This is a genomic window from Vibrio sp., from assembly GCF_047973365.1.
Taxonomy (GTDB): Bacteria; Pseudomonadota; Gammaproteobacteria; order Enterobacterales; family Vibrionaceae; genus Vibrio.
Map to the genome: position 1 here is coordinate 1 of NZ_JBKEBW010000029.1, position 20,711 is coordinate 20,711.

The following is a 20,711-nucleotide window of genomic DNA, read 5'->3' on the forward strand; positions in this document are numbered from 1 at the left end:
AGCTTGGATATAAGCCGCCGTTTAGATTTATCCGAATGAGTAGTTGGAGAAATGCGCAAAGTCCTCTAGCCAGTTATGCGATGCCAAACCAATGGTTCAACGAACTGGGGTTGGTAAATCTTGAGCAAGTAGGAACAGGGTATGTGTTTAGCAATTATGCTGAATGGAAGTATGCATGAGCCGTATACGAGGTCCGTACGTACGGTTCTGTGAGAGGGATGAGGCGGTAACGCCTCACCCTACTCGATTTTTGATTCATTAAAAGTGGAAGCACCACAATAGTTACTTTTAAACGCAAAACAGATGGTCGATGCTAATTACCGTTAAATAAGATGTGCTAACTTAATTCGTGTCTACAATGACAATCTAAGCGTTTTTGAACAAAATATACTGTTCATTGCTCCGCTCTACAATACTCCTCAAGTTAGAGCGGGGTTTCTTTTACGACTATCAGTTTTCACTCTTACCAGTGCCAATGGTGGTTGTGCCGCCTTGAGTTGCAGAAATCAGCGCGTGCCCAACTCCAGTGGCGATTTATATCGCCAAGCGAGGTTCGATAAAACGCTTTTAACCACAATTTCTGTGCCTCGAACCATTGTTGCTGCCGTTCTTTTTCACATGCTCGCTGGGCCCATTCATGGTAAGTATCATGGTTCATTTTTTCCCCTTTCTGAGTTCAAGATCTCTTAAATTACACAATTTGCAATTTTTCGAGTCACAAGTCTCAAGGCAAGACAATTTTTCTTGTACTTTAGGTAACAGTAGAGGGTTCGCAATTGATTTTATAATATTAAATTTCAATAAATACACGCCCATTGTCCCCTGACCTTCTAATGAAGGGTAATACTTTATGACTTCCGCATTAAAAATGATTGTACAAAACTTAACTAACGCATTGTTATCAACTATAAAGAAATAAACAAAATCTTTGCTTTTTGAATACAAGATCAAATACATACAAATTGACTGGGTGATTAACTCAAAGTAATGTTTAGAGTTGGAGTAATAGCCCAAATAGCCCAAGCAGCTACTCTCTACTTCATTTTGTGGAATAGAAATGAAAGATGACAAATTGTTAATCTTAGCTATGTTCATAATTCCAGCCCAATGACCAATAACTTCATCTTGATTATTTTTAATTAGGATGCTTTTATAGGTAATCTTGTTTCTCATTTCATATAAAGAGTTGGTGAAACTTTTTAATGGTGACAAATTTCCATAAAATGCACCAAATAACTCAATATGTTCATCATAAGAGTGATCAGATATCTCTGTAATAATATTTTTTGGCATATGGTTATATGAAAGCGCTGATAACGAGTAATCGAGTTCTTTCACTAAGCCTCTCGCTATCACAGCATGTGAATTAGGGCATTTCAACATGGATACATCAAGACATCGGATGACATCTTGCAAATTAATATCCAAGCATTTAGCTATATACAGTTGTTTATATAATGGTGGAGTGCTTTTACCATTAATCCAGCGGCTAAATGTAATGGTATCTAACCCAAAAAAAACGTTATGATATTTTCTTTGCAGTCGTATGATTAAATCTTTTCTACTTATATTCTTCGAACTAATCCATAGTGATAGCATATCTTTAAATTTTAGGTCTTTAAATACTTTTTTCATTAATAACTTCTCATCTCATATGTCCTTGATGAAATAATATAAAACAGCCACATTTTCTGGAAAATCATATACAAATAATGTATGAAAAACATAAAAAAATCTTGGGGTTGTATATCTTTAATTATCTGTTTTATATTCTCTTTGGACTTTTTTTCGAAAGAATCTTAGCAATGAATAAAAACTTGTGCTTGGCATTGTTATGCTGTTTTCGTCTTTGATGCTAATTTGTTGGCGTTCTTGTAATGATAACCTTGTTCCTGCTATAAAATTGAAAATCGTTACCAAATGTAAATTTAGGTTGTCTTGTGCTATTTAGTACCCCTTTATTCACTACCTGTTCTTTTATCAAAAGTTAATTTTATGTTTAGCAATAAATAGGTTGGAAAATTTATTTTAGCATTGTGTTTGTGATTTCTTTTTGTATGCCAGTTGGCAAGTTGTCTCTTAGCTGAAAAACTTATTAAGTTTGCGGTGTTTGTTTAACAGACTGCGGTAAACGATAATTCTTAATTTTGGAGTTCAAAATGAAAAAAACAGTTTTATGTTTAAGTTTATTAGCTTCTGCTGGTGCCTTTGCTAATAGCGGTACAATTACATTTAATGGGCTAGTGACTGCCGCTACGTGTGATGTAACAGTTGATGGAAACCCTGCTTCTTCTGCAGTTGTTACGTTGCCAACAGTTGCTACAGACGCCTTTGAAAACTATGCTAACGCGCCTGTTGTTAAAACAAAGTTTATTATGGAACTAACAGGTACGGCGTGTTCAAGCCCTGAAAACCAAGTGAAAGCCTTCTTTAGTTATGGTGCTGGTGTTGATCCTGTTTCGGGTCACCTAAAAAACTTGGATGAAGGAGGTGTCGATGGTGCTACTAACGTGATGGTTGCTCTACTTGACCTTGATGGTGACACAATAGTTGAGGCAGGTGCTGCAAATGGTGCCGGTAACACAAGTCAGTACGGCGCTATTGTAAACAATGCTGCAACCTTGGTTTACTCAGCAGGTTATATTGCCGCAACACCAAGTGCTGTTACATCTGGTAAAGTGAGATCAGTGGTTGACTTTGTGTTGGATTATAAGTAATTCATTTATTCTTATGGGTATGAAATATCATGCCCATAAATTTTTAAGGTTATGGTTTTTATGAGATTATTGTCCGCTTTATTTCTTTATGTCTTTTTTGTGCCTTTTTGTTCTGCGACCGTTATTATTGAAGGTACTCGTGTTATTTATCCAGAAAGCAAGAAGGAAGTATCTGTAGCATTAAGTAATAAAACAGATAATCCATATTTGGTTCAAAGTTGGATTGATGAAGGTGATGCGAATTTAAATCCATCTGAAATAGACGTTCCATTTATTCTTACGCCACCGATTAGTCGCATTAATGGTGGTGATAGTCAGGCTTTAAAGTTGATTTACACAGGTGAAACGTTACCAACGGATAGAGAGTCTGTTTTCTGGCTGAATGTTTTATCTGTTCCGTCAAAGTCAGATAAAGAAGTAAACTCTTTGCAAATCGCTTATAGAACTCGAATTAAACTGTTTTTTCGTCCCAATGATTTGTCAGGTAAGGCAAATGAAACCCTTGATAAGTTGGAGTGGGAGCAAAGATCTGGGTATTTAAGTATCAAAAACCCTACGCCTTATCATGTTTCGGTGACAACGGTTAAATTTATTGTTGATGGTGTTGAGTACAACAGTAACGAAAGCGAAATGATGAAGCCTTATTCATCTTCTGAATTTTATTTCCCCGATTTAAAAAATCTTAATCAAGCTGGTAAGGTCGTTTTTACTGCAGTTAATGATTATGGTAGTTATAAAAGCGTTGAATGGAATCTTAACTGATAATAGATGATGTCTATTTATTATGTTGGTGTTTGTATGAATCGTCTGGCGGCTTTTGAGTCAAAGAATAAAAGTTATAGAAAAGTATTAACAATGACAGTGTTGGCGCTGTTATTGTCATGTCATTTATTGGCTGAAGACGAAGTAGAGTTTGATTCATCATTTTTTCATTTTGGCACCTCAGTTGATGTTAGTCAGTTTTCACGTAGTGATTACATTCCGCCCGGTGTTTATATGTCGAGTGTGTTTTTAAATGATGTAAAATTGACAGATACTGCACTTGATATTGTAGAAGATATAAATGGTAAAACTATACCATGTATCGAGCCTTCATTAGTTAAATTGATTCAGTTTGACCCAAAATATGTGCCTGAGTCTTTATTGGAAGAGATTAACGCAGATGATGGTCATTGTGTTAACTTTGCTGACCACTTTGTAACGTCTAATGTTGAATATCTTATTAATTCAAATAAACTTAATATTCAAATTCCTCAGTTATATTTACATCGACTCACTCGAGGTTATGTTCCGCCATCTGAATGGGATTCAGGTGTCGGTGCTGTTGCATTATCTTATAGCTTTAATGCGTACAATAATAGCAGTGATACTCAAAGTATAAGTGGCTCTTTTTCCACTAGTATCGGTTTGGGCGACTGGTATTTTCTTCATGACGGATATGCCACATGGTCGTCAACAAATGATGATGTAAATTTTACCACTAATAGTGCATATTTTGATAAACCCATCCCCGAAATTAAAAGTCGCGCTTTAGTTGGTTATACCAATTCAAGAGGTCACGCTTTTGATAGCGTGCCGATTATCGGTTTTAGTCTTGTCAATGATAACAATATGTTACCGACTGGATATCGTGGTTATGCGCCAGAAATCAGGGGTATAGCGAATACAAACGCGAAAGTGGTGATTTATCAAAATGACCGAGTTATTTATGAGGCGACGGTTCCACCGGGCAATTTTTTGATTGATGATCTGGCACCTACGGGCTTTAGTGGCTCTTTGCAGGTGGTGGTGTATGAGGCTGATGGTAAAGAGCAGCATTTTGTGGTTCCTTTTGATGGCTTGGCGCAGAACCTCAGACCAGGTTTATACAATTATTCCGCCTCCATTGGTCAGTACCGAAATAATAGTTTATTAACGAAGCCACTTCTTTTAGAGGGTACATATGAACGAGGCTTGAATAATTTCTTAACCGGTTATGGTGGTGTGCGTGGTAATGCTGATTATTATGCATTAAACGCCGGTGCGGCTTTAGGTACATTGGCGGGCGCTTTTTCTTTTGATATTACCTATTCGGACAGCCTTTTCTTAGATAACTATAGTGGGCAAAGTTATGAGGTGAAATACAGTAAGAGCTTTAACTCTATTGGTAACTATATTTCTTTAGGTGCCTATCGTTATTCTACGGAGCGTTATCTAGACTATAAAACGGCAATGGTATTATACGACACAATTCAAAGAGGTGGTGTTGTTGATGATGTCTATCGCTCAAAACACCGTTATGCTTTGACGGTGGGGCAAGAACTGCCTGGGCTTTGGGGTAGTCTTTATTTTTCTGGTGTTCGTGAGAAGTATTGGAATAATGATTATTATAACGACACTTTCAGTTTGGGTTATTCAAACAATTTTAAATACTACTCTCTAGGCATAAATGCGAGCCGTTATTTTAACTCTGAGGGCAAGAATAATACCAGTTATAGTATAAATTTAGGTGTCCCGCTTGGTCATGTGTCGGATTATGCTTCAACGCTTAATTTGTCACATCAAGCGGATGATGAAGGTAGTCATAGTCAAAGGGCTTCTTTATCCGGTTATTTGAACGAAGATAAAACCGTTACTTATAGTGCTGCTGCAACAAGAAATCAAGCGAAAAATCGCCGTCATACTTCTCAGTATGATGCCAGTGTTTATTATGCCGGCTCAAAGGCTAATGTTGCTGCTTATGTCAGCAGAAGTGGTTCCTATTCCAGTCAGTCAGTGAGCATTAGTGGTGGTCTCGTTGCTCATAAAGGTGGTATCACCTTAACACCGCAAACCGGCAAGACATTGGCGCTTGTGGAAGCAAAAGGGGCGGAAGGGGCGAAAGTCTCTGGGTATAGGAATCTAACTATTGATAGCAATGGTTATGCTGTGGTCGGAAACTTATCACCTTATCAAATGAATGAAATAAGGCTTGATCCATTAGGCGCAAAAAAAGATATCGAATTTGACTCAACATCTCAAATGGTTGCTCCCTACAGAAATGCGGTTGCTTTGCTTAAATTTAACGTAAGAACGGGATATCCGTTACTTGTTTATGTTGAACAAAGTATTCCTTTTGGAGCCGCTGTTTATGATGCTGATGAAAAAATTATTGGCAACGTAGGACAAGGTTCTCAAATATTCGCGCGAGTATCAGAGCCTCAAGGGGCTATTAAGGTTTCGTGGGAAGGTCAAAGTTGCAATTTGAATTATTCGTTGACGGATAAGCAACAAGAAAGTGGTCGATTGGTAGTCATTCGGTCTGCGTGTCATTAATCTTCATTACAATTATAAATGTATAGGTTTGTTATGAAAAAGCATTGTATTTTAGTCCCATTGTTATTTTCTAGCGCAGTGCTAGCGCAGAATGACGACGTTTACCCTCATCTATTTATCGGTGCAAAAGGCGGTTATTTTATGCCTGATGCTGATTTTGCATCTGATACATTCGGCCCGGGTGCTAATGTGGGTGTTAGTTTTACTGAACATTGGAGTTGGGATATTGGTTATCAATATGTAGGCGATACCAGCCCTTATAATATTTCATCTGAAGCTGGATATTTAGAATCTGCCCTGAGATACGATTGGTACTTTTTAGATGAAACAAGTTTATATAGTAGACTCGGTGCTGCCTATTGGATGGTGGATTTATCCAGCACTGAGCGACCTTATAAAGAAAATGGCCTATCACCACTGGCGGAAATTGGTATTAACCACCGAATTACGCCTCATGTTTACGTTAATTTAGGTTATAAGTTTATTTCAGATTTCGGCAACAGTTCGGTAGGTGAATATAACTTACATGGTATTTCTGCGGATATTGCTTATCACTTTAAGGGTAAACGTCATGAGGATGTTGTCGTTACGCCAGTTAAAGTAGAAGAGCCTACGGTTATTGCACCAGAATATAGAATTTATGGAACCTATATTAACGAGCTAGGTTTTGATTTTGATAGTTCAGTTGTGCATGTTACACCTGAATTAAATACTATCTTTGCTGAATGGAAGCGTGTTATTCGACTATACCCTCAGGCTGAAGTTTCAATTGTCGGTCATACCGATTCAATCGGCAGCGATGAATATAATATGGCACTATCTTTGCGCCGTGCGCACGCTGTTGTTGATGCTTTAGGTTTGCCGGAAGCTGAGCGCTCTAGAATTCGAGTGTCTGGCAAAGGTGAAACAGACCCTGTAGCGACAAATAATACTGCCATTGGGCGTGCACAAAACCGCCGTGTTGAACTAATTATATGGTCATTCGAATATGAAGCTAAATAAAAATGCAGCTATTGTTGTTAACTTTTTATGTTTATCGGTTTTGGTATTTTGTTTTTCTATTAGGGAGGCTAGTGCTTATAACGTTCCTTCGTGCTCAAAGTCAAATGTAGGGGAATTTGCTGGTCCTAGCACAGATTTTGGGCCGCAAGATAATAACTTAGCTGTCGGGAATTCGACCATAGATAGCCTTAATAGTTGGTCAATCACCCCCAAAATTTTTGAAATTCGATTTTGTCCATCCAAAAACGTCCAAGGTACAAGATGTGCTTGGAGTCTGTTTAATCCAATACAGTGTTCCGGTGGAAGGGTGTGGACAATAGCTAGGAGATATGATGGCACATACAACTGGCTTGATAGCAGCAATAGTGAAGGTGGACAGTTAGGCTATTATATGCAGTTTAGTACTACTAATAGTACTTATGTTACAGCGCAAGGTTCAGGCAATAAGTTTGTAGTCCGAGCTCCTAGTACCTCTATGGGCACAGCTACTATGTACGCCAAGATTTTTTTCAATTTTACTAGGCTAACGAATACAGTAAACACCTTTAATGGGAAATTTTCAGATGCGGAATATTATTTTACTGATGGTTCTGGTTCGACCTCTGATGCTAACTGGGGGCAGTTAGGTTTTATGATTGTTAACATTGATAATACTAGTGGCACTTGCAACGTGGTTGATAAAGAGGTTCTTTTGCCGACAGTCAACGCGGGGGAGTTTGAACAAACGGCTTATAATACGGACGCAACAATCAGAGGTCGTACTGACTTTTATCTCAATATTACATGTGACCATGATGGTGCCGTAGATGTTAGATTGTCATTTACTGATGCGTCAAATGTGGCCAATGCTAGCGATGTTTTAAGTAATGAAGATGGTTCAGCTGACGGTGTTGGGGTGATGATATTCCATCCAGATAGCGGTGCTTCTTTGGTCGGTAGTGACTTATCAATATCCGTAAACGGAACTCATTCTGAACGTTTAGAGGCCGCTTACAAAAAAACAGGTAGCGCAAGAGTTACCAGTGGTACCGTGAAAGCTAGAAGTACCGTGGCCTTAGACTACAATTAAATTGGCAATTAGACTGCGCCTCAGTGTTTATAGGTAGAGATGTTGATATGAGTAAGTACAGAGGCTCAGTTTATTTAATATTAACCATCGTCATGTGCGTTGTTAATATTTCTCGAGCCGAACAACAGGTTGATATTGGTTCTGAATTAAGTGTTTGGACAAATGAAGGACAAAGTTTAAGTCGAATATCGCATTGTGATATTAAGATAGAAACCAATCAAGATAACATCTTTTATTATGCCCCAACTGAATGTATATCCAATCAACTAACCGCCTACATTTTATTAAACGAATGTGCTAACCATCAATATGGCAAACGAGTGACCATTTTAGATACTAAGGTTGGCCGAGCAACTAAGACATTGTCTATAGATGCAAACTCATGTGCAAACTTTGAAAAATACCTACCAGAACAAACCCCACCAAATGAAAATAAACCCGAGACAAAAGCCTATTCGATACAGTTTTTCGCTGGAAAGAATGAACCGAAACTCGATGTCCCGTGTGTCGATATTCCATTGTTTGTCTTAAATGAAAACAATAAATACTACCTTTTAAGCCAATATTACCCTTCCCGCAATGAAGCTAAGCTTGTATTGGCCAGCTTACAAAAAAAATGTCATAAAAAAATGGATGCATGGATAAGAGCCGTGTACATCAATTGATATGCTGCCAATCTTAATATTGGCGTAGTTACGTATAGTGGTTAGCGTTTGTGGTGTAAATTGCTTGTGGTTGCTAATTTTTTTTTGAATCAATGAAATATAGTAGGTCGGTTATTTACAACGGAGAACAAACAATGTTTAACAAACTACTATGTCATTTATATATTCTAAAAAATGATTTTTTCCAAGATAAAAGAGGCGTAACCGCCGTAGAATACGCCATTATTGCTGTTGCAATGTCGACAATTGTTTTAGCTGTTTATAATAGCGGTGATTTGGGGACAGCTATGGCACAAGCGATGGCTACGGTGCGAGAAAATATTACTTCGGCTGCAACTGTAAGTACTGGTACTGGTGGATAAATTATAATTTAATAAGCCAAAAGTAACTCTACCTTCTGGTAGAGTTACTTGGTTAGTAAAAGCATTAATATGCGATGTTTTTATGGTGTGAAAATAATAAATTTTATCTTTACTTGATGCTTTAGGATATGTTATGGGGCGGCCAGTTCGTTTTTTGTTGACAGCGTTAATATTTTTCCTGATTTTTTACTTTTTTATCAATTCATATTTAGCAAAATCAGAAAAAGAAGAAATTCCGGTTGATGTTGTAGAGCCAACGGTTGATGTTTATGTTCTGAATACTGCAGTAAATAAAAGACAGGCGGTAAACATGAATATGCTATCGGTAGAGAGCTTTTCTTTATCTGAACTTAAAGGCGTTCCACACTCTCCTGTTAGTGAGTTTTCTATCTCTTCTGCAACCTTGTTTAATCGTGATGTGCCTAATGGTAGCTACTTAACGTTAGATGATATTGTCAACCCCGAAGACGACGATTATATATTTATGGCATTAAATAAGGGAGAACTGCCTTATTGGTATGATGTAACGGAACTGATTAATGGCAATTCATTTTTTGTCAAGAGCGGAGACTACGTAAGCTTTGCACTAATCAAAACTCAACCACGTAATGAATCATCAGAGCCGTTAAGTGAAATAATAGTAAAGCACGCTAGAGTTCTAAAATTGTCGCAATCGTTTAGCGGCGCAGGTGGTATAGCGAGTAAAAATGGTCCGTCAAATTATCGTTTGGTATTGTCTCTTAATCTGGATGAAATTTTAGCGATAGAAGAGGCTAAACAGAATAAAGACCAACATTTGCGGTTAATTTTGTCGACCAATATTAAGAAACGCGATGAATCTATTGCTGAAGTTTATGCACTTAACCAGAGTGTGCAACAAGGGCAATTGATTAAACATGCTGACTTTGTCGCCCAAATCATTAATAAAAATGATGTTCAAGGCGCTTATACTGAAATTGATGATTTGACGTTTCTGCCGCAAGCTGTTTATAAAGGTAACTATGCTAAGGGAATGATTATTAATAAAAATATGATAGCAGATGTGAATGATCAAGAATATCCGCTACAGTTTCTAAAAGCTTCAGAATTGCCTTATTGGTTTGACGTTACGGAAATAGTTAACCAAGGTGCATTTACCGCCAAAAGAGATGATTTGGTGAGTTTCATTTTACGTATGGTTAGCAAGAATAATACCACTAGCTCAACGTCTGCGGTAAGCAAGGTTATTGAAGAACAAGTTCGAGTATTGCATTTAAGTTCTACTAATGATGCAAAGATGGCGATTAAACATCATTTAGTCGTTGCGCTGAATTCGGCGCAAATATTGAAGTTAGAAACAGCGAAAGAAACAGGTCATTTATCGGTTGTTTTGTCCTCAAATTTGGCAGAAAAAGAAAAGATGAAAGGCAGTTATAAAAGTAGTCAGTTTGTTGATTACAAACCGCGAGGTGTAAAAGCATTGCGAGGGGGAAAGTAACATGCGTAATAGGTTCTATTTTTTGCTGATATTTGTCTTCTTTTCTCAGGTCGCTGTGTCAGAAAACCTGATTGAACTGAGTAAAGGCTCAGCCAAGACAATAAATTTAGATTCTGCCGTTTCCACCGTATTTATGTCTGACCCAAAAATAGCGGATTATAAAGTCATTAACTCCAAAACCATTGTTTTGTATGGCGTAGATTTGGGTGTTAGTTCTATCATTATTTACAATCATTCTGGTAAGGAAATATATAAAAATAACATCATTGTTAATTTAAATTTGGATCTTATTGGAAGTGTAATTAAAGAAAAATTTCCAGATGAAAATATTTCAATCACGAATGTATCTAATAACATCTTATTGGACGGTGTGGTGAGTTCTGAAGAGGTTAAAAATAAGGTGTACCACATGGTTGGAACATTCTTAGAAAAGAAACCTGAGCGCTCAAATTATATTTTTCCTTCGCAAAAAAAAGGGGATGATGATGCCCTAGATTACACCGCAAAGTATTACTATGAAGGCATTATCAATAATTTGCAGGTTCTTGCTACCAATCAGATTAATGTAAAAGTGACTATTGCTGAAGTTTCGAGTTCATTTTTAACCGAACTGGGTGTGAGTTATGGAACAAACGGCTCATCAACGGGAGTGTTTGTTAATAAACTCTTGGATTTTACTGCTCAGGATATCGTCAGTGTTATTTCTGCTTTAGGTAATGAAGGTGTCGGACAAATACTGGCAGAACCCAATTTAACGGTATTTTCAGGAGAGCAGGCTAATTTCTTAGTGGGTGGTGAAGTACCAATTGCTGTTCAAGAAGAAGACGGCATCACCATTCATTATAAAGAGTACGGGATAAAACTGGCAATGATCGCGAAAGTGATCGATAACAATAATATTCGTTTGACATTAGAGCCAGAAGTTAGTTCGTTCGATGAAACGCATCAGACATCGACAGGATTAATGAATATTCCTGCCTTTAACACGCGTAAAGCGCTAACTACGGTACAACTTAAGGACGGGCAGAGTTTTGTCTTGGCAGGTTTGTTGTCATCAGAAGATTCTGAATCTTTATCTAAAGTACCTTATTTAAGTGATATCCCAATTTTAGGTTTGCTTTTTAGCAGCAGCAAATCTGTACGTTCAAAAAAAGAATTGATTATTGTCGCTACGGTTAATTTGGTTACTCCAGTTAGTACCGAAAATGTTAAGTTGCCACTATTTAAACCGACCAGTGATATTGAAAGATTACTGCAAGTTGATTTCTCATCAAAAAGAAATGAGTCACTGGAACTGAATGATATTTTAAGCCATGGAGGATTCAACTAATGAATTTTTATTCATGGTTAATTGCTGTAGGTGTCTGTTGTATATCTGGCTGTGGTTACTACAGTGTTGCAACTCCATCACATTTAAATGTGATAAAACAAGAACGTAAAGTGTTGTTTTTGAATGAGGACAATCAACAACAAAGTGATGTAGTCATGGTTTCTTCTGACCTCACCCAGGTTGTTAGTGAACTTTATAGAGTTCATCCGAAATCCCACTTCTCTATTATCTATCCAATGGAAGTTGAACAGCTAGTTCAAATGACAAGTGAAGAACTAGCAAATCAAGATTTGCCAACCAGTCAGTTTGAGTTTAGTCAGACTGATTCAGTCATAGGGCAAATCCACATTGTTTATCGCTATATTGAAGCTCGTGAGTGTGGAAAATTGACCATTCATAATCACGGAAATTATGCGTTCGGTTGCTCAATTAAACACAATGAAACGATTAGTTTACTTAACCCTATGAAGGATTATAAATAATGGTCTCTGATTTAACATCATTTTTATCTAAGAAAAAGCCGGATTCAATTGATGATGTTCGTTGTGATTTAGTGGTTAGCACCGATAATGACCTTGTCAGAACCATTATTGAACTCTATACAACTGAAGGATTCAGCAAGCCTAAAACTGCCTCATATTTAAATGAAGATAACGTTGGCAATTATACTCGTTTTAATACCGTCAACGTTATTTTGGACTTGCGAGGTGTTGATGGAGCAGAGCAAGGGCTGTTGGTTGCAAAAATGGAGACTTTGCTTGATGTAGACATTAATTTAATGATCCTAAGTGATATTAATTCAATTAATTTGCAAAATGAAATATATCGCATGGGTGCCATTTATGTTTTATGGGATAAAGAGTTAAATGGTCTAAATATGGCTCTAAATTCCTCAACAAGTGGAGCTGTGTACAGCCATTCAATTCGTAGCGCTAAGCGAATTCTTGTTATTGGCACTAGGGGGGGGATTGGTGTATCGAGTTTTAGTGCTATGCTTGCTCATACTTTAGCGGTTAAAGCGCATCTAAAAGTTTTGCTGTCAGAGCATGATTCACACGCGCTCATTTCAGATGCTTGTCTAGGAATTAAACAACTAAAATTGAAACAAAATAGTGGCAATTTAGCTATGGTTGATTTGGATGCCGCGATAGCAACAAGTTATATACATAACGTACAAGATAAACTTGATTATCTTGCGATTGATAGCCATTTAGTTTCTCCTCGAGAACATGTTGATTTGTTATATTACTTGTCTCAAGAAATGGCAAAAAACTATAATTTTATTATTGATTCTGTACCATTATCTTGTGTCGATACATTAAATGTGCAAGAAAATTTAGACCGATACCATCGTGTATTTTTAATCTGTGAACCAACGATTGCATCATTACGAACATACAACTATCTATCATCTAAATTGGCTAATTCAGACTGTCAAGTTATCTTTAATCTTGTTCGCTCACCTAAAGACTACATTATGTCAGTAGATAATGCTTGTGAAAGAATTAATGTAGAATCCGTAGTTAAAATTAAATATGAACCATCGTTAGAGAAAACAATATTGCAACAAGGCATATCAAGTGTGGAGCATAAAAAATATTATTTGCCGTTTGTCGATATAATAAGAGATTTGACCGGGAAAAATATTAAACCAAAACTAAATTTTTCACTCTTTAAGAAACGATCATGAATAGATTTGACAGTGTATATATCTCTTTAAGGAATGACATTTTTGACGCATTAGATGCGTCGTCCTTAGTTGAAGTTAGTTCAGATGAATTGGCGACGCAGTTAAGCCAATCTGTCGATGTCCTGATCAAGAAAAAGGATTTGCAAGTAAGCACCTCTGGCCGTAGAGATATAGTTAATGCTATGGTCGATGAGTTAAAAGGCTTAGGTCCGCTGCAAGCCCTTTTAGATAACCAAGCTATTTCGGATATTATGATCAATGGACATGAAAATGTCTTTATCGAAATCAATGGCAAGTTGAGTAAGTCTACTATTCGATTTATTGATGAACAACAGCTTGTCACTATTGCTAAAAGAATTGCAGCAACAGTTGGTCGTAGGGTCGATGACAGTAACCCATTATGTGATGCGCGATTGCTCGATGGCAGCCGGGTAAATATTGTGGTTCCTCCGTTGGCGTTGGACGGTACCTCCATTTCTATTCGTAAATTTAAAGAACAAAAGATTCAACTGGATAATTTAGTCAGTTTTGGTGCGCTTTCAATGAGTATGGCCAAATTTTTGTCTATTGCCAGCTATTGTAAATGCAATATATTGATTTCCGGTGGCACAGGTTCAGGGAAAACAACGCTACTGAACGCACTTTCTGGTTTTATTCAAGATTCAGAACGCGTCGTAACAATAGAAGATGCTGCTGAGTTGCAACTACAAAAACCCCATGTGGTTCGACTCGAAACACGCCCAGCAAGTGCCGAAGGGACGGGGATGGTAACCGCTCGCGATTTAGTTATAAACTCATTACGTATGCGTCCAGACCGCGTTATTGTGGGTGAGTGTCGTGGTGGTGAAGCATTTGAGATGTTGCAGGCGATGAATACCGGGCACGATGGGTCTATGTCTACACTTCACGCTAACACTCCCAGAGATGCTATTTCACGTGTAGAAAGTATGGTAATGATGGCGACTTCAAGTTTGCCCATAGATGCCATCCGTCGCACCATTGTCAGTGCTGTTGACCTTATTGTACAAGTTAAACGAATGCCTGACGGTACAAGAAAGATTGTCCATATCGCTGAATTATCTGGTCTGGAAGGAGACCAAGTGGTTATGGATGATATATTTCGTTATGAAACTAACGTTGACTCTAATGAAGATGAAATTCAAGGAGACTTTTTATCGGCGGGTTTATCTAAACGTTCTATCGTTTATCAACGTGCTAAGTTTTTTGGTTTGGAAGACCGAGTCAAGGAAATATTTTTATGATTTTTTTAATCGTTATTATATTTTTAGCGGGTATAACATATCTATTAATCGAACGCTCTCGATACAACAAAAAAGTTAACGAATGGCTTGGTGAAGATAGTAGTGAGAATATTAGTTATGAAAAAATTGATGTTATCGATCTCCGTAGCTTTGACCTTAATTTCTCAACCAGAGTCAAAAGACTTTTTGGGCAAATAATCAAAGTATTTCAACCTAACGCCTCATTTAAACTGATCATTTTTTTCTTTTTATCATTGTGCATAACTTATTTTATTAACGATATATTCTTTCGTGTTGCGTATTGGAAATTTATTATCTGTGTTGAACCTGTGATGTTTTTTTTATTTTATAAATATTTGAAACAAAAAAAAGAATCAGTTTTTCGTGACCAGTTTCCTGACGCACTAAATATTCTGACTAGTGCTATGTCTTCTGGGCAAAGTATCGTGCAGGCGTTCGAGTATGTAGGTGAACAGTTAGATAACCAAGTCGGAAATGAATTTGAATACATGGCTAAACGACTTCTTATTGGCGAAAATCCAGATGATGTGTTAGAGCGTAGTAGTATTCGTTTCCCCTACCTTGAATATTTTTTCTTTATCTCAGCAATTAGAGTTAATATCGCTAGAGGCGGTCAGCTGAAGGAAGTGATGTCGAGAATTAATAGGCTGATATTTATTTCTAGAAATGTAGATAAAAAGAAAAACTCATTAACATCAGAAGCTAGAATGTCAGCAAAAATTATTGGTTTTTTGCCTGTGATATTTTTAATTGTTTTGTATTTTGCTAATGAAGATAATTATAACTTCGTCATGTATGAAGATGCGGGAAGACCAATTTTTTATTATGTTTTAATCAGTGAATTTATTGGTTTTCTAATTATATGGTTTATATTGAAGGCTGTTGATTGATGGATCCTATAATTATCATTTTGGTTGCTAGTATCATTGCTCTAATCGTGGCAATGGTATCAAACTTTATACTAGATAACATAAGAAATGATCTGTTGATATCTAATTATGTTGGATATAACAAAAAAAACAGTGTATTTATTTCAAGTCTTAAAAAAGCTATATCTTTATTTAAATATAACAAGGAAGAAACAAAAGGAAAATTGATTACAGCTGGAATACATAGCGATATTATTGCGAATGGATATTATCTTTTCAAAGTAATTCCATTCGTTCTTTCTACTATTGTCCTTAGTTACCTTCTATACTCAGAAGTCATTTCAACATTAATGTTTTCTTTACTATTTTTTGCAGTAATTATGTGCTTTATCATTTTGCCAGATATGTATATATCATACAGAGGGAAAAGTAATATAAGTCGCATGAATCAACGCTTGCCATTTTTATTGGACTTAATGAGTATTTGTATTAATACCGGTATGACGACCGAGGCGACGTTAGCATATCTTGCTAAAGAGATAAGTTTAATTGATAAAGAATTGGCTTATGTAATTCAAAGAACGGTTGATAGAACAGACATTGTGGGAATTCATAAAGCATTAGGTGAATTTCAAATTATGATTCCTACATCAGAAGCTAAAAGTTTCGTCACGACTATATTGAATAACGTCCGTTTTGGCTCTTCTATCGGTGCAGTGTTACTAACATTATCTAGTGACATTAGGGAAATAAACATGCTTGAGCTTGAAGAAAAAATTGGCAAGATGAGTGCTAAAATGTCAATTCCAATGATTGTATTTATCATGATTCCAATTGTTGTTTTGATTGTTGCTCCAGGCATTATGAGGATATTTATGTCATGAAAAGAAATATTTTTCATTTTGCTTTTGTTTTATTGTTTCTGTTAGGTTGTTCTAATCTAGACAATAATGGTGTAACAAAAAATCAAGAATTAGATATAACTGAAAAATTGTTAATATCATCTGGTGACCAGCAAAAATTGATTGAATTTTACAAACTTAATATAAATAAAAATTCAGAATATAAAGCGAAACTTGTTGATTTGTATTTGGAATTGGATGACTTAAGTTCGGCGCAACTCTATCAAAACACCTACACTTCTGATGAATTGAAAAAAGCAAGCTACCTGTTAACACAGGCAAAAATAGCATATAAAAATAAAGAGTATGATTTAGCTCTCATGGTGTTAGAAAAGTATAAAAAGCAAAATGGCGATATGTCTGAATTTTATATGTTGCGTGGTCGGATACACGCCCAGATGAACTTGTATTCACAAGCCATAGATGATTTTGAAAGTGGCAAAAAGGTTGGAGTATCAGACAGAGAGGCAAACAATAATATTGCTTTTGTCAAAATGATGCAGAAAGATTTTATTTCAGCAAGAAATATTTTAGAAAAATTATATAATGATTTTCCTAATGATGCAAAAATTGAGTCTAATTACTTATTGACCTTAATTAACCTTGAGCAGTTTGATATTGCATTTGCCATCCTTAAGAGTAAGTATTCTGATCAACAAGCTATGCAGTTACTAAGTGCTTTAATTCAGTCGATAAATGATAATGGTTCAAGAAAAAAAATTAACGAAGACTTGAATCAGTGTATTAGTACAGCGCTCGAGTCTAAAGACAATAGTATTGATGTTTTGGATGATTCTATAAAGAAAGATGAACAAAAATTTAATCCTATTGCCATGCATGCTGTGGATAGTAATAAAAAATCCATCGGAATTGTTTATCGAATTCAGCTTATGGCAACGACAGAAAAAAATAATATTTCAGCTGTTCAAATGAGAAATTGGCACAATGAATATGGAGATGTATATTTATTTTCGTCAGGTATTTGGCATAAATATAGTGTAGGGAATTTTAATTCATTTAAAAAGGCTAAAGAATTTTTGCATACAATTAACGTAAAAGATGCCTTTATCGTTAATAACGGACTTCAGCATATTAAGGTTGCGTATGATTAGCCGAAGATTTATGAATGGTTCAGTTGCGTTAGAGGCGGCAATATGTATACCTATTATACTGTTTGTTATTATACTATGGGCCGAGTTATGCTTCTTATTTTATTCAATAAGCTCGAATGAACACGCATTTGCTAACGCGGTTTTTTATGCAAAAAAAATTGATATGAATAATCATAATGATTTGAGTAACTATAGCGAAGCAGTTCAATCTAAACTTAGGGATTATGGTGGTAAACTTTGGGGAGCCTCGACAGTACCTGATAGTCTCGAAATTAGTGTGAACTATTTTAAGGATTATGATGCTTTACAAGACTGTTCCAATTCTGTAGACGAGAATATTGATAATTGCCAAGTGAATTCTACCGATTATAGAAATGGTGCTATTGCTATTTATAGCCTTTCTTATATTCATCAGCCATTGTCTTTAACTTGGTTTCCTAATATAAGAATTAAACGTGAAATTATCGCTGTTCAGGAATATGAACGATGTGAAATATCGGCATTAGGAAATGAATGTGATTAGTATTAATAATAAGTTAAAAGGTGCAATATCTGCGGAGTTAGCAATAATTTTGCTATTTTTATCTACCATGTTGGTGCTAATTATTAATCATTTGATCGCCTTTAATAAGAAAGCGATGCTAGATCGAGCTTCCTATTCGGCTGTCACTATTTTGGCAGAACGTAAACAACTATTTAATAATGAAATAAATCTTTGTGTTGACCAATCTGCGTGCGATATCGAATCGGATAAAATATTCAATTTTGTTGCCAGTTCTCTAAAACGAATGGACGCTAGCTTTGATAAAGCTAAATTGGGACTTAGGGTCGATAGTGTTTTTATGACATATGATGATGTTGAGGCAGAGCTAGTGTTAGATAATGTTAGATTAATGTACGGAAAAACGAGTAACTGTAATTTCCCTGGCGTTTCTGATGTTGATCCTGAATTATTACCTCAAGTTTCATTTGCTGCTAGTGATTTGTTAGACGGAAATGTGTATTTGCCCCTCTATCAAGTGTCGCTATGTTACGAAATTCCTTTAGATCTAATAGGTGTTACTACAGGTGAAGTATTACGCCTGATTAGCACATCTTTTTCATTTGCGAGGATTTAATTATGCCTAAAATGCTTAAACAGCGGGGAGCTATTAGTATTATAGTTATAATATTTCTGCCTATGATATTGTTATTTACAGGATTTGTTATATACACATCTCAAATGCACTTAAGTCATATTAAAACCATAGAGGCAACAGAAATTGCTTCATTAGCCTTAATTGCTAGAGAAGTACAAACGGGAGAAGATGATTTAGACCAATCATATGCAAGGTCAATAGTAGAGCGCTATCTTCAAGATGCTAGTCGTGTGAATGTTTCTTTTCGTAAACATGAATGCGATTATGAAAACGCTTGTGTGACTGTTCAAGATGCTGGACCGTATGTGAGTAACACGCTTAGTGTGTCGTCCGTTTATGATTCTTGGTTAAATTTTCTTCCGATAAGTCAAACAGATACGCCATTCTTCGAACCTGAAATTCATGTCAATGGTGGAGAAATTACCGCTGAACGTTATTCGGCTAGACCACTTGATGTTTATTTTATCGTCGATTTTAGTGGTTCGATGAGCGGTGGTTGGGGTTATATAGACAGCGTTTATATGAATAAATTGAAAATGGTTAAGTATACTATTGAACGTATCTTAGCTTATCTTGAGGAGAATCAGGACCCTAGATACCCCGCTAAGGTTTCTCTAGCAACCTATTCAGACTACAACTATCAAAAATACGATGGGCAGGTGTACCGTATTAGTCATAACTACCGTGACGCCACCGCCTACTGTCCTGGTCAGACGGTTGGAATGATGTGGATACATCCACGATTGTGGGACGATGAGCCTTTTTTACCATCATCATCAACGCTATGTGATAATGATAGAATTACATACTATAAACCTCGGTCGTCGTATTATTATTATGATATAGACCCAACCTACGATTATGATTTGTTTAATAGTACGTTGGCGTCGTTTAACTACTATGGTGGTACGTATTCTTGGCAGGGGCTTATCGCGGCAGCTCAACAAGCTGATAAAGCTACAAATAATACTGAGTCGGTTAACCCAGAACAAATCTTCATTTTGTTATCCGATGGTGCTGATGGAGCTCAGTCTTTTACACGATCTGTTATGGAAACTTACGGTTTATGTGAACAAATAAGAGACCGTATATCAAGTAAGCCAAATCGTTTTTCCGGTCTGACCTCATCACCGACCATAGTTACTATGGCGGTTATTGGTATGGCACATAATGTTCATACAAATCTAGGGTTTGGTTCCTGCTTTGGTAATAAAATATACAACGCAGAAGCCGGAACAGATGATGTATATAAGCAGATTTTGAAGTTACTTGTTGAAGCAACCGGACGCTTTAAAAGCGAATAGATAAGAAAACAGGATGTTATTAATATTTGTAATATTTAGTGCTTTAGTTTGTCTTCTAATTGGATACAGTGATGTACGTCATAGGGAGATACCAAATTTTTGGGTCACAGTTATTTTTGTATATGGCATAGTTAATTCGTTGCTTAACGGTTTCTTGATTCAATCCACATTAATTACATTATTGGTATTTGTCTTATTTTTGGTTTTTTGGAAAATAAATGCTATCGGTGGTGGTGATGTAAAGTTAATCGTTGCATTTAGTTTCGGGCTTTTGCCTTCGTTGATTGTACCAATGATTTGTTTCGCAGGACTGTTAGGTGGGGGGCAATTAGTCGTAATGTATAGTATAGCTAAACTGAGAAATCAGCCACCATTTGAACGAGGAGTTCCATATGGAATTCCTATTGTAATCAGTGGCTGGTTTTTCTCTCTATTATCAAGCAAAATATTTTATTAATTGTTATTTATAACTCTCGCTTATTATATTTATAATGTT

The 20,711-nt window shown here is 36.3% G+C and carries 21 protein-coding genes and 1 pseudogene; 20 read left to right on the forward strand and 2 right to left on the reverse strand.

The window, feature by feature from the left end:
• Positions 1-179 (forward strand): annotated as a pseudogene (locus ACK5MF_RS04905) (group II intron reverse transcriptase/maturase); the annotation flags it as partial.
• Positions 180-463: 284 nt separating this feature from the next.
• Here ACK5MF_RS04905 and ACK5MF_RS04910 read toward each other — a convergent pair.
• Positions 464-658 (reverse strand): ANR family transcriptional regulator, encoded by a 195-nt coding sequence (locus ACK5MF_RS04910; RefSeq protein WP_416919925.1) that lies wholly within the window; start codon positions 656-658, stop codon positions 464-466.
• On the reverse strand, positions 655-1,635 hold the full coding sequence (locus ACK5MF_RS04915; protein WP_416919927.1) for an XRE family transcriptional regulator: 981 nt from the start codon (positions 1,633-1,635) through the stop codon (positions 655-657). Before ACK5MF_RS04915 ends, ACK5MF_RS04910 begins: the two co-directional genes overlap by 4 nt.
• Positions 1,636-2,159: 524 nt before the next feature.
• On the opposite strand from ACK5MF_RS04915, the gene ACK5MF_RS04920 reads away from it, so the two are divergent.
• The 19 genes from ACK5MF_RS04920 (at position 2,160) to ACK5MF_RS05010 (ending at position 20,672) form a co-directional block, all read left to right on the forward strand.
• Positions 2,160-2,717 (forward strand): fimbrial protein, encoded by a 558-nt coding sequence (locus ACK5MF_RS04920; protein ID WP_416919929.1) that lies wholly within the window; start codon positions 2,160-2,162, stop codon positions 2,715-2,717.
• A 60-nt stretch (positions 2,718-2,777) separates the two neighbouring features.
• A complete protein-coding gene (locus tag ACK5MF_RS04925) occupies positions 2,778-3,479 on the forward strand; it encodes a molecular chaperone (RefSeq protein ID WP_416919931.1) in 702 nt (233 codons plus the stop codon).
• Between the two features lie 6 nt (positions 3,480-3,485).
• Positions 3,486-6,011, forward strand: a complete 2,526-nt coding sequence (locus tag ACK5MF_RS04930; protein ID WP_416919933.1) for a fimbria/pilus outer membrane usher protein — start codon at positions 3,486-3,488, stop codon at positions 6,009-6,011.
• A 33-nt stretch (positions 6,012-6,044) separates the two neighbouring features.
• Entirely contained in the window at positions 6,045-7,013 is a 969-nt protein-coding gene (locus ACK5MF_RS04935) for an OmpA family protein (protein WP_416919935.1), read from the forward strand.
• Positions 7,000-8,082, forward strand: a complete 1,083-nt coding sequence (locus tag ACK5MF_RS04940) for a fimbrial protein (protein ID WP_416919937.1) — start codon at positions 7,000-7,002, stop codon at positions 8,080-8,082. The genes ACK5MF_RS04935 and ACK5MF_RS04940 overlap by 14 nt, the downstream gene beginning before the upstream one ends.
• A 47-nt stretch (positions 8,083-8,129) precedes the next feature.
• Entirely contained in the window at positions 8,130-8,747 is a 618-nt protein-coding gene (locus ACK5MF_RS04945) for a hypothetical protein (protein WP_416919939.1), read from the forward strand.
• Positions 8,748-8,881: 134 nt separating this feature from the next.
• Positions 8,882-9,109, forward strand: a complete 228-nt coding sequence (locus ACK5MF_RS04950) for a Flp family type IVb pilin (protein ID WP_416919941.1) — start codon at positions 8,882-8,884, stop codon at positions 9,107-9,109.
• A gap of 133 nt (positions 9,110-9,242) precedes the next feature.
• Positions 9,243-10,586 (forward strand): hypothetical protein, encoded by a 1,344-nt coding sequence (locus ACK5MF_RS04955; RefSeq protein WP_416919943.1) that lies wholly within the window; start codon positions 9,243-9,245, stop codon positions 10,584-10,586.
• Between the two features lies 1 nt (position 10,587).
• On the forward strand, positions 10,588-11,916 hold the full coding sequence (locus ACK5MF_RS04960) for a type II and III secretion system protein family protein (RefSeq protein ID WP_416919945.1): 1,329 nt from the start codon (positions 10,588-10,590) through the stop codon (positions 11,914-11,916).
• Positions 11,916-12,398, forward strand: a complete 483-nt coding sequence (locus ACK5MF_RS04965) for a hypothetical protein (RefSeq protein WP_416919947.1) — start codon at positions 11,916-11,918, stop codon at positions 12,396-12,398. Before ACK5MF_RS04960 ends, ACK5MF_RS04965 begins: the two co-directional genes overlap by 1 nt.
• Positions 12,398-13,606, forward strand: a complete 1,209-nt coding sequence (locus ACK5MF_RS04970; protein ID WP_416919949.1) for an AAA family ATPase — start codon at positions 12,398-12,400, stop codon at positions 13,604-13,606. The genes ACK5MF_RS04965 and ACK5MF_RS04970 overlap by 1 nt, the downstream gene beginning before the upstream one ends.
• A complete protein-coding gene (locus ACK5MF_RS04975; RefSeq protein WP_416919951.1) occupies positions 13,603-14,868 on the forward strand; it encodes a CpaF family protein in 1,266 nt (421 codons plus the stop codon). Before ACK5MF_RS04970 ends, ACK5MF_RS04975 begins: the two co-directional genes overlap by 4 nt.
• Positions 14,865-15,779, forward strand: a complete 915-nt coding sequence (locus ACK5MF_RS04980; RefSeq protein WP_416919953.1) for a type II secretion system F family protein — start codon at positions 14,865-14,867, stop codon at positions 15,777-15,779. The genes ACK5MF_RS04975 and ACK5MF_RS04980 overlap by 4 nt, the downstream gene beginning before the upstream one ends.
• Positions 15,779-16,642, forward strand: coding sequence for a type II secretion system F family protein (locus tag ACK5MF_RS04985; protein ID WP_416919956.1), 864 nt, complete (start codon positions 15,779-15,781; stop codon positions 16,640-16,642). Before ACK5MF_RS04980 ends, ACK5MF_RS04985 begins: the two co-directional genes overlap by 1 nt.
• Positions 16,639-17,772, forward strand: a complete 1,134-nt coding sequence (locus ACK5MF_RS04990) for a tetratricopeptide repeat protein (RefSeq protein ID WP_416919958.1) — start codon at positions 16,639-16,641, stop codon at positions 17,770-17,772. Before ACK5MF_RS04985 ends, ACK5MF_RS04990 begins: the two co-directional genes overlap by 4 nt.
• A gap of 10 nt (positions 17,773-17,782) precedes the next feature.
• Positions 17,783-18,295: a TadE family protein gene (locus ACK5MF_RS04995; RefSeq protein WP_416919960.1), complete on the forward strand. Its 513-nt coding sequence runs from the start codon at positions 17,783-17,785 to the stop codon at positions 18,293-18,295.
• Positions 18,288-18,890 carry a tight adherence pilus pseudopilin TadF gene (tadF, locus tag ACK5MF_RS05000; RefSeq protein ID WP_416919962.1) on the forward strand — a complete coding sequence of 201 codons (603 nt, stop codon included), beginning with the start codon at positions 18,288-18,290 and terminating at the stop codon, positions 18,888-18,890. The genes ACK5MF_RS04995 and tadF overlap by 8 nt, the downstream gene beginning before the upstream one ends.
• Positions 18,891-18,892: 2 nt before the next feature.
• Positions 18,893-20,215 (forward strand): hypothetical protein, encoded by a 1,323-nt coding sequence (locus ACK5MF_RS05005; RefSeq protein ID WP_416919964.1) that lies wholly within the window; start codon positions 18,893-18,895, stop codon positions 20,213-20,215.
• 13 nt (positions 20,216-20,228) lie between these two features.
• A complete protein-coding gene (locus tag ACK5MF_RS05010) occupies positions 20,229-20,672 on the forward strand; it encodes a prepilin peptidase (RefSeq protein ID WP_416919966.1) in 444 nt (147 codons plus the stop codon).
• Positions 20,673-20,711: the final 39 nt, after the last annotated feature.

Bases quoted from the DNA above. Each gene is read 5' to 3' on its own strand.
- ACK5MF_RS04910 (WP_416919925.1), bottom strand. From the start codon at position 658: ATGAACCATGATACTTACCATGAATGGGCCCAGCGAGCATGTGAAAAA.
- ACK5MF_RS04915 (WP_416919927.1), bottom strand. From the start codon at position 1,635: ATGAAAAAAGTATTTAAAGACCTAAAATTTAAAGATATGCTATCACTA.
- ACK5MF_RS04920 (WP_416919929.1), top strand. From the start codon at position 2,160: ATGAAAAAAACAGTTTTATGTTTAAGTTTATTAGCTTCTGCTGGTGCC.
- ACK5MF_RS04925 (WP_416919931.1), top strand. From the start codon at position 2,778: ATGAGATTATTGTCCGCTTTATTTCTTTATGTCTTTTTTGTGCCTTTT.
- ACK5MF_RS04930 (WP_416919933.1), top strand. From the start codon at position 3,486: ATGATGTCTATTTATTATGTTGGTGTTTGTATGAATCGTCTGGCGGCT.
- ACK5MF_RS04935 (WP_416919935.1), top strand. From the start codon at position 6,045: ATGAAAAAGCATTGTATTTTAGTCCCATTGTTATTTTCTAGCGCAGTG.
- ACK5MF_RS04940 (WP_416919937.1), top strand. From the start codon at position 7,000: ATGAAGCTAAATAAAAATGCAGCTATTGTTGTTAACTTTTTATGTTTA.
- ACK5MF_RS04945 (WP_416919939.1), top strand. From the start codon at position 8,130: ATGAGTAAGTACAGAGGCTCAGTTTATTTAATATTAACCATCGTCATG.
- ACK5MF_RS04950 (WP_416919941.1), top strand. From the start codon at position 8,882: ATGTTTAACAAACTACTATGTCATTTATATATTCTAAAAAATGATTTT.
- ACK5MF_RS04955 (WP_416919943.1), top strand. From the start codon at position 9,243: ATGGGGCGGCCAGTTCGTTTTTTGTTGACAGCGTTAATATTTTTCCTG.
- ACK5MF_RS04960 (WP_416919945.1), top strand. From the start codon at position 10,588: ATGCGTAATAGGTTCTATTTTTTGCTGATATTTGTCTTCTTTTCTCAG.
- ACK5MF_RS04965 (WP_416919947.1), top strand. From the start codon at position 11,916: ATGAATTTTTATTCATGGTTAATTGCTGTAGGTGTCTGTTGTATATCT.
- ACK5MF_RS04970 (WP_416919949.1), top strand. From the start codon at position 12,398: ATGGTCTCTGATTTAACATCATTTTTATCTAAGAAAAAGCCGGATTCA.
- ACK5MF_RS04975 (WP_416919951.1), top strand. From the start codon at position 13,603: ATGAATAGATTTGACAGTGTATATATCTCTTTAAGGAATGACATTTTT.
- ACK5MF_RS04980 (WP_416919953.1), top strand. From the start codon at position 14,865: ATGATTTTTTTAATCGTTATTATATTTTTAGCGGGTATAACATATCTA.
- ACK5MF_RS04985 (WP_416919956.1), top strand. From the start codon at position 15,779: ATGGATCCTATAATTATCATTTTGGTTGCTAGTATCATTGCTCTAATC.
- ACK5MF_RS04990 (WP_416919958.1), top strand. From the start codon at position 16,639: ATGAAAAGAAATATTTTTCATTTTGCTTTTGTTTTATTGTTTCTGTTA.
- ACK5MF_RS04995 (WP_416919960.1), top strand. From the start codon at position 17,783: ATGAATGGTTCAGTTGCGTTAGAGGCGGCAATATGTATACCTATTATA.
- ACK5MF_RS05005 (WP_416919964.1), top strand. From the start codon at position 18,893: ATGCCTAAAATGCTTAAACAGCGGGGAGCTATTAGTATTATAGTTATA.
- ACK5MF_RS05010 (WP_416919966.1), top strand. From the start codon at position 20,229: ATGTTATTAATATTTGTAATATTTAGTGCTTTAGTTTGTCTTCTAATT.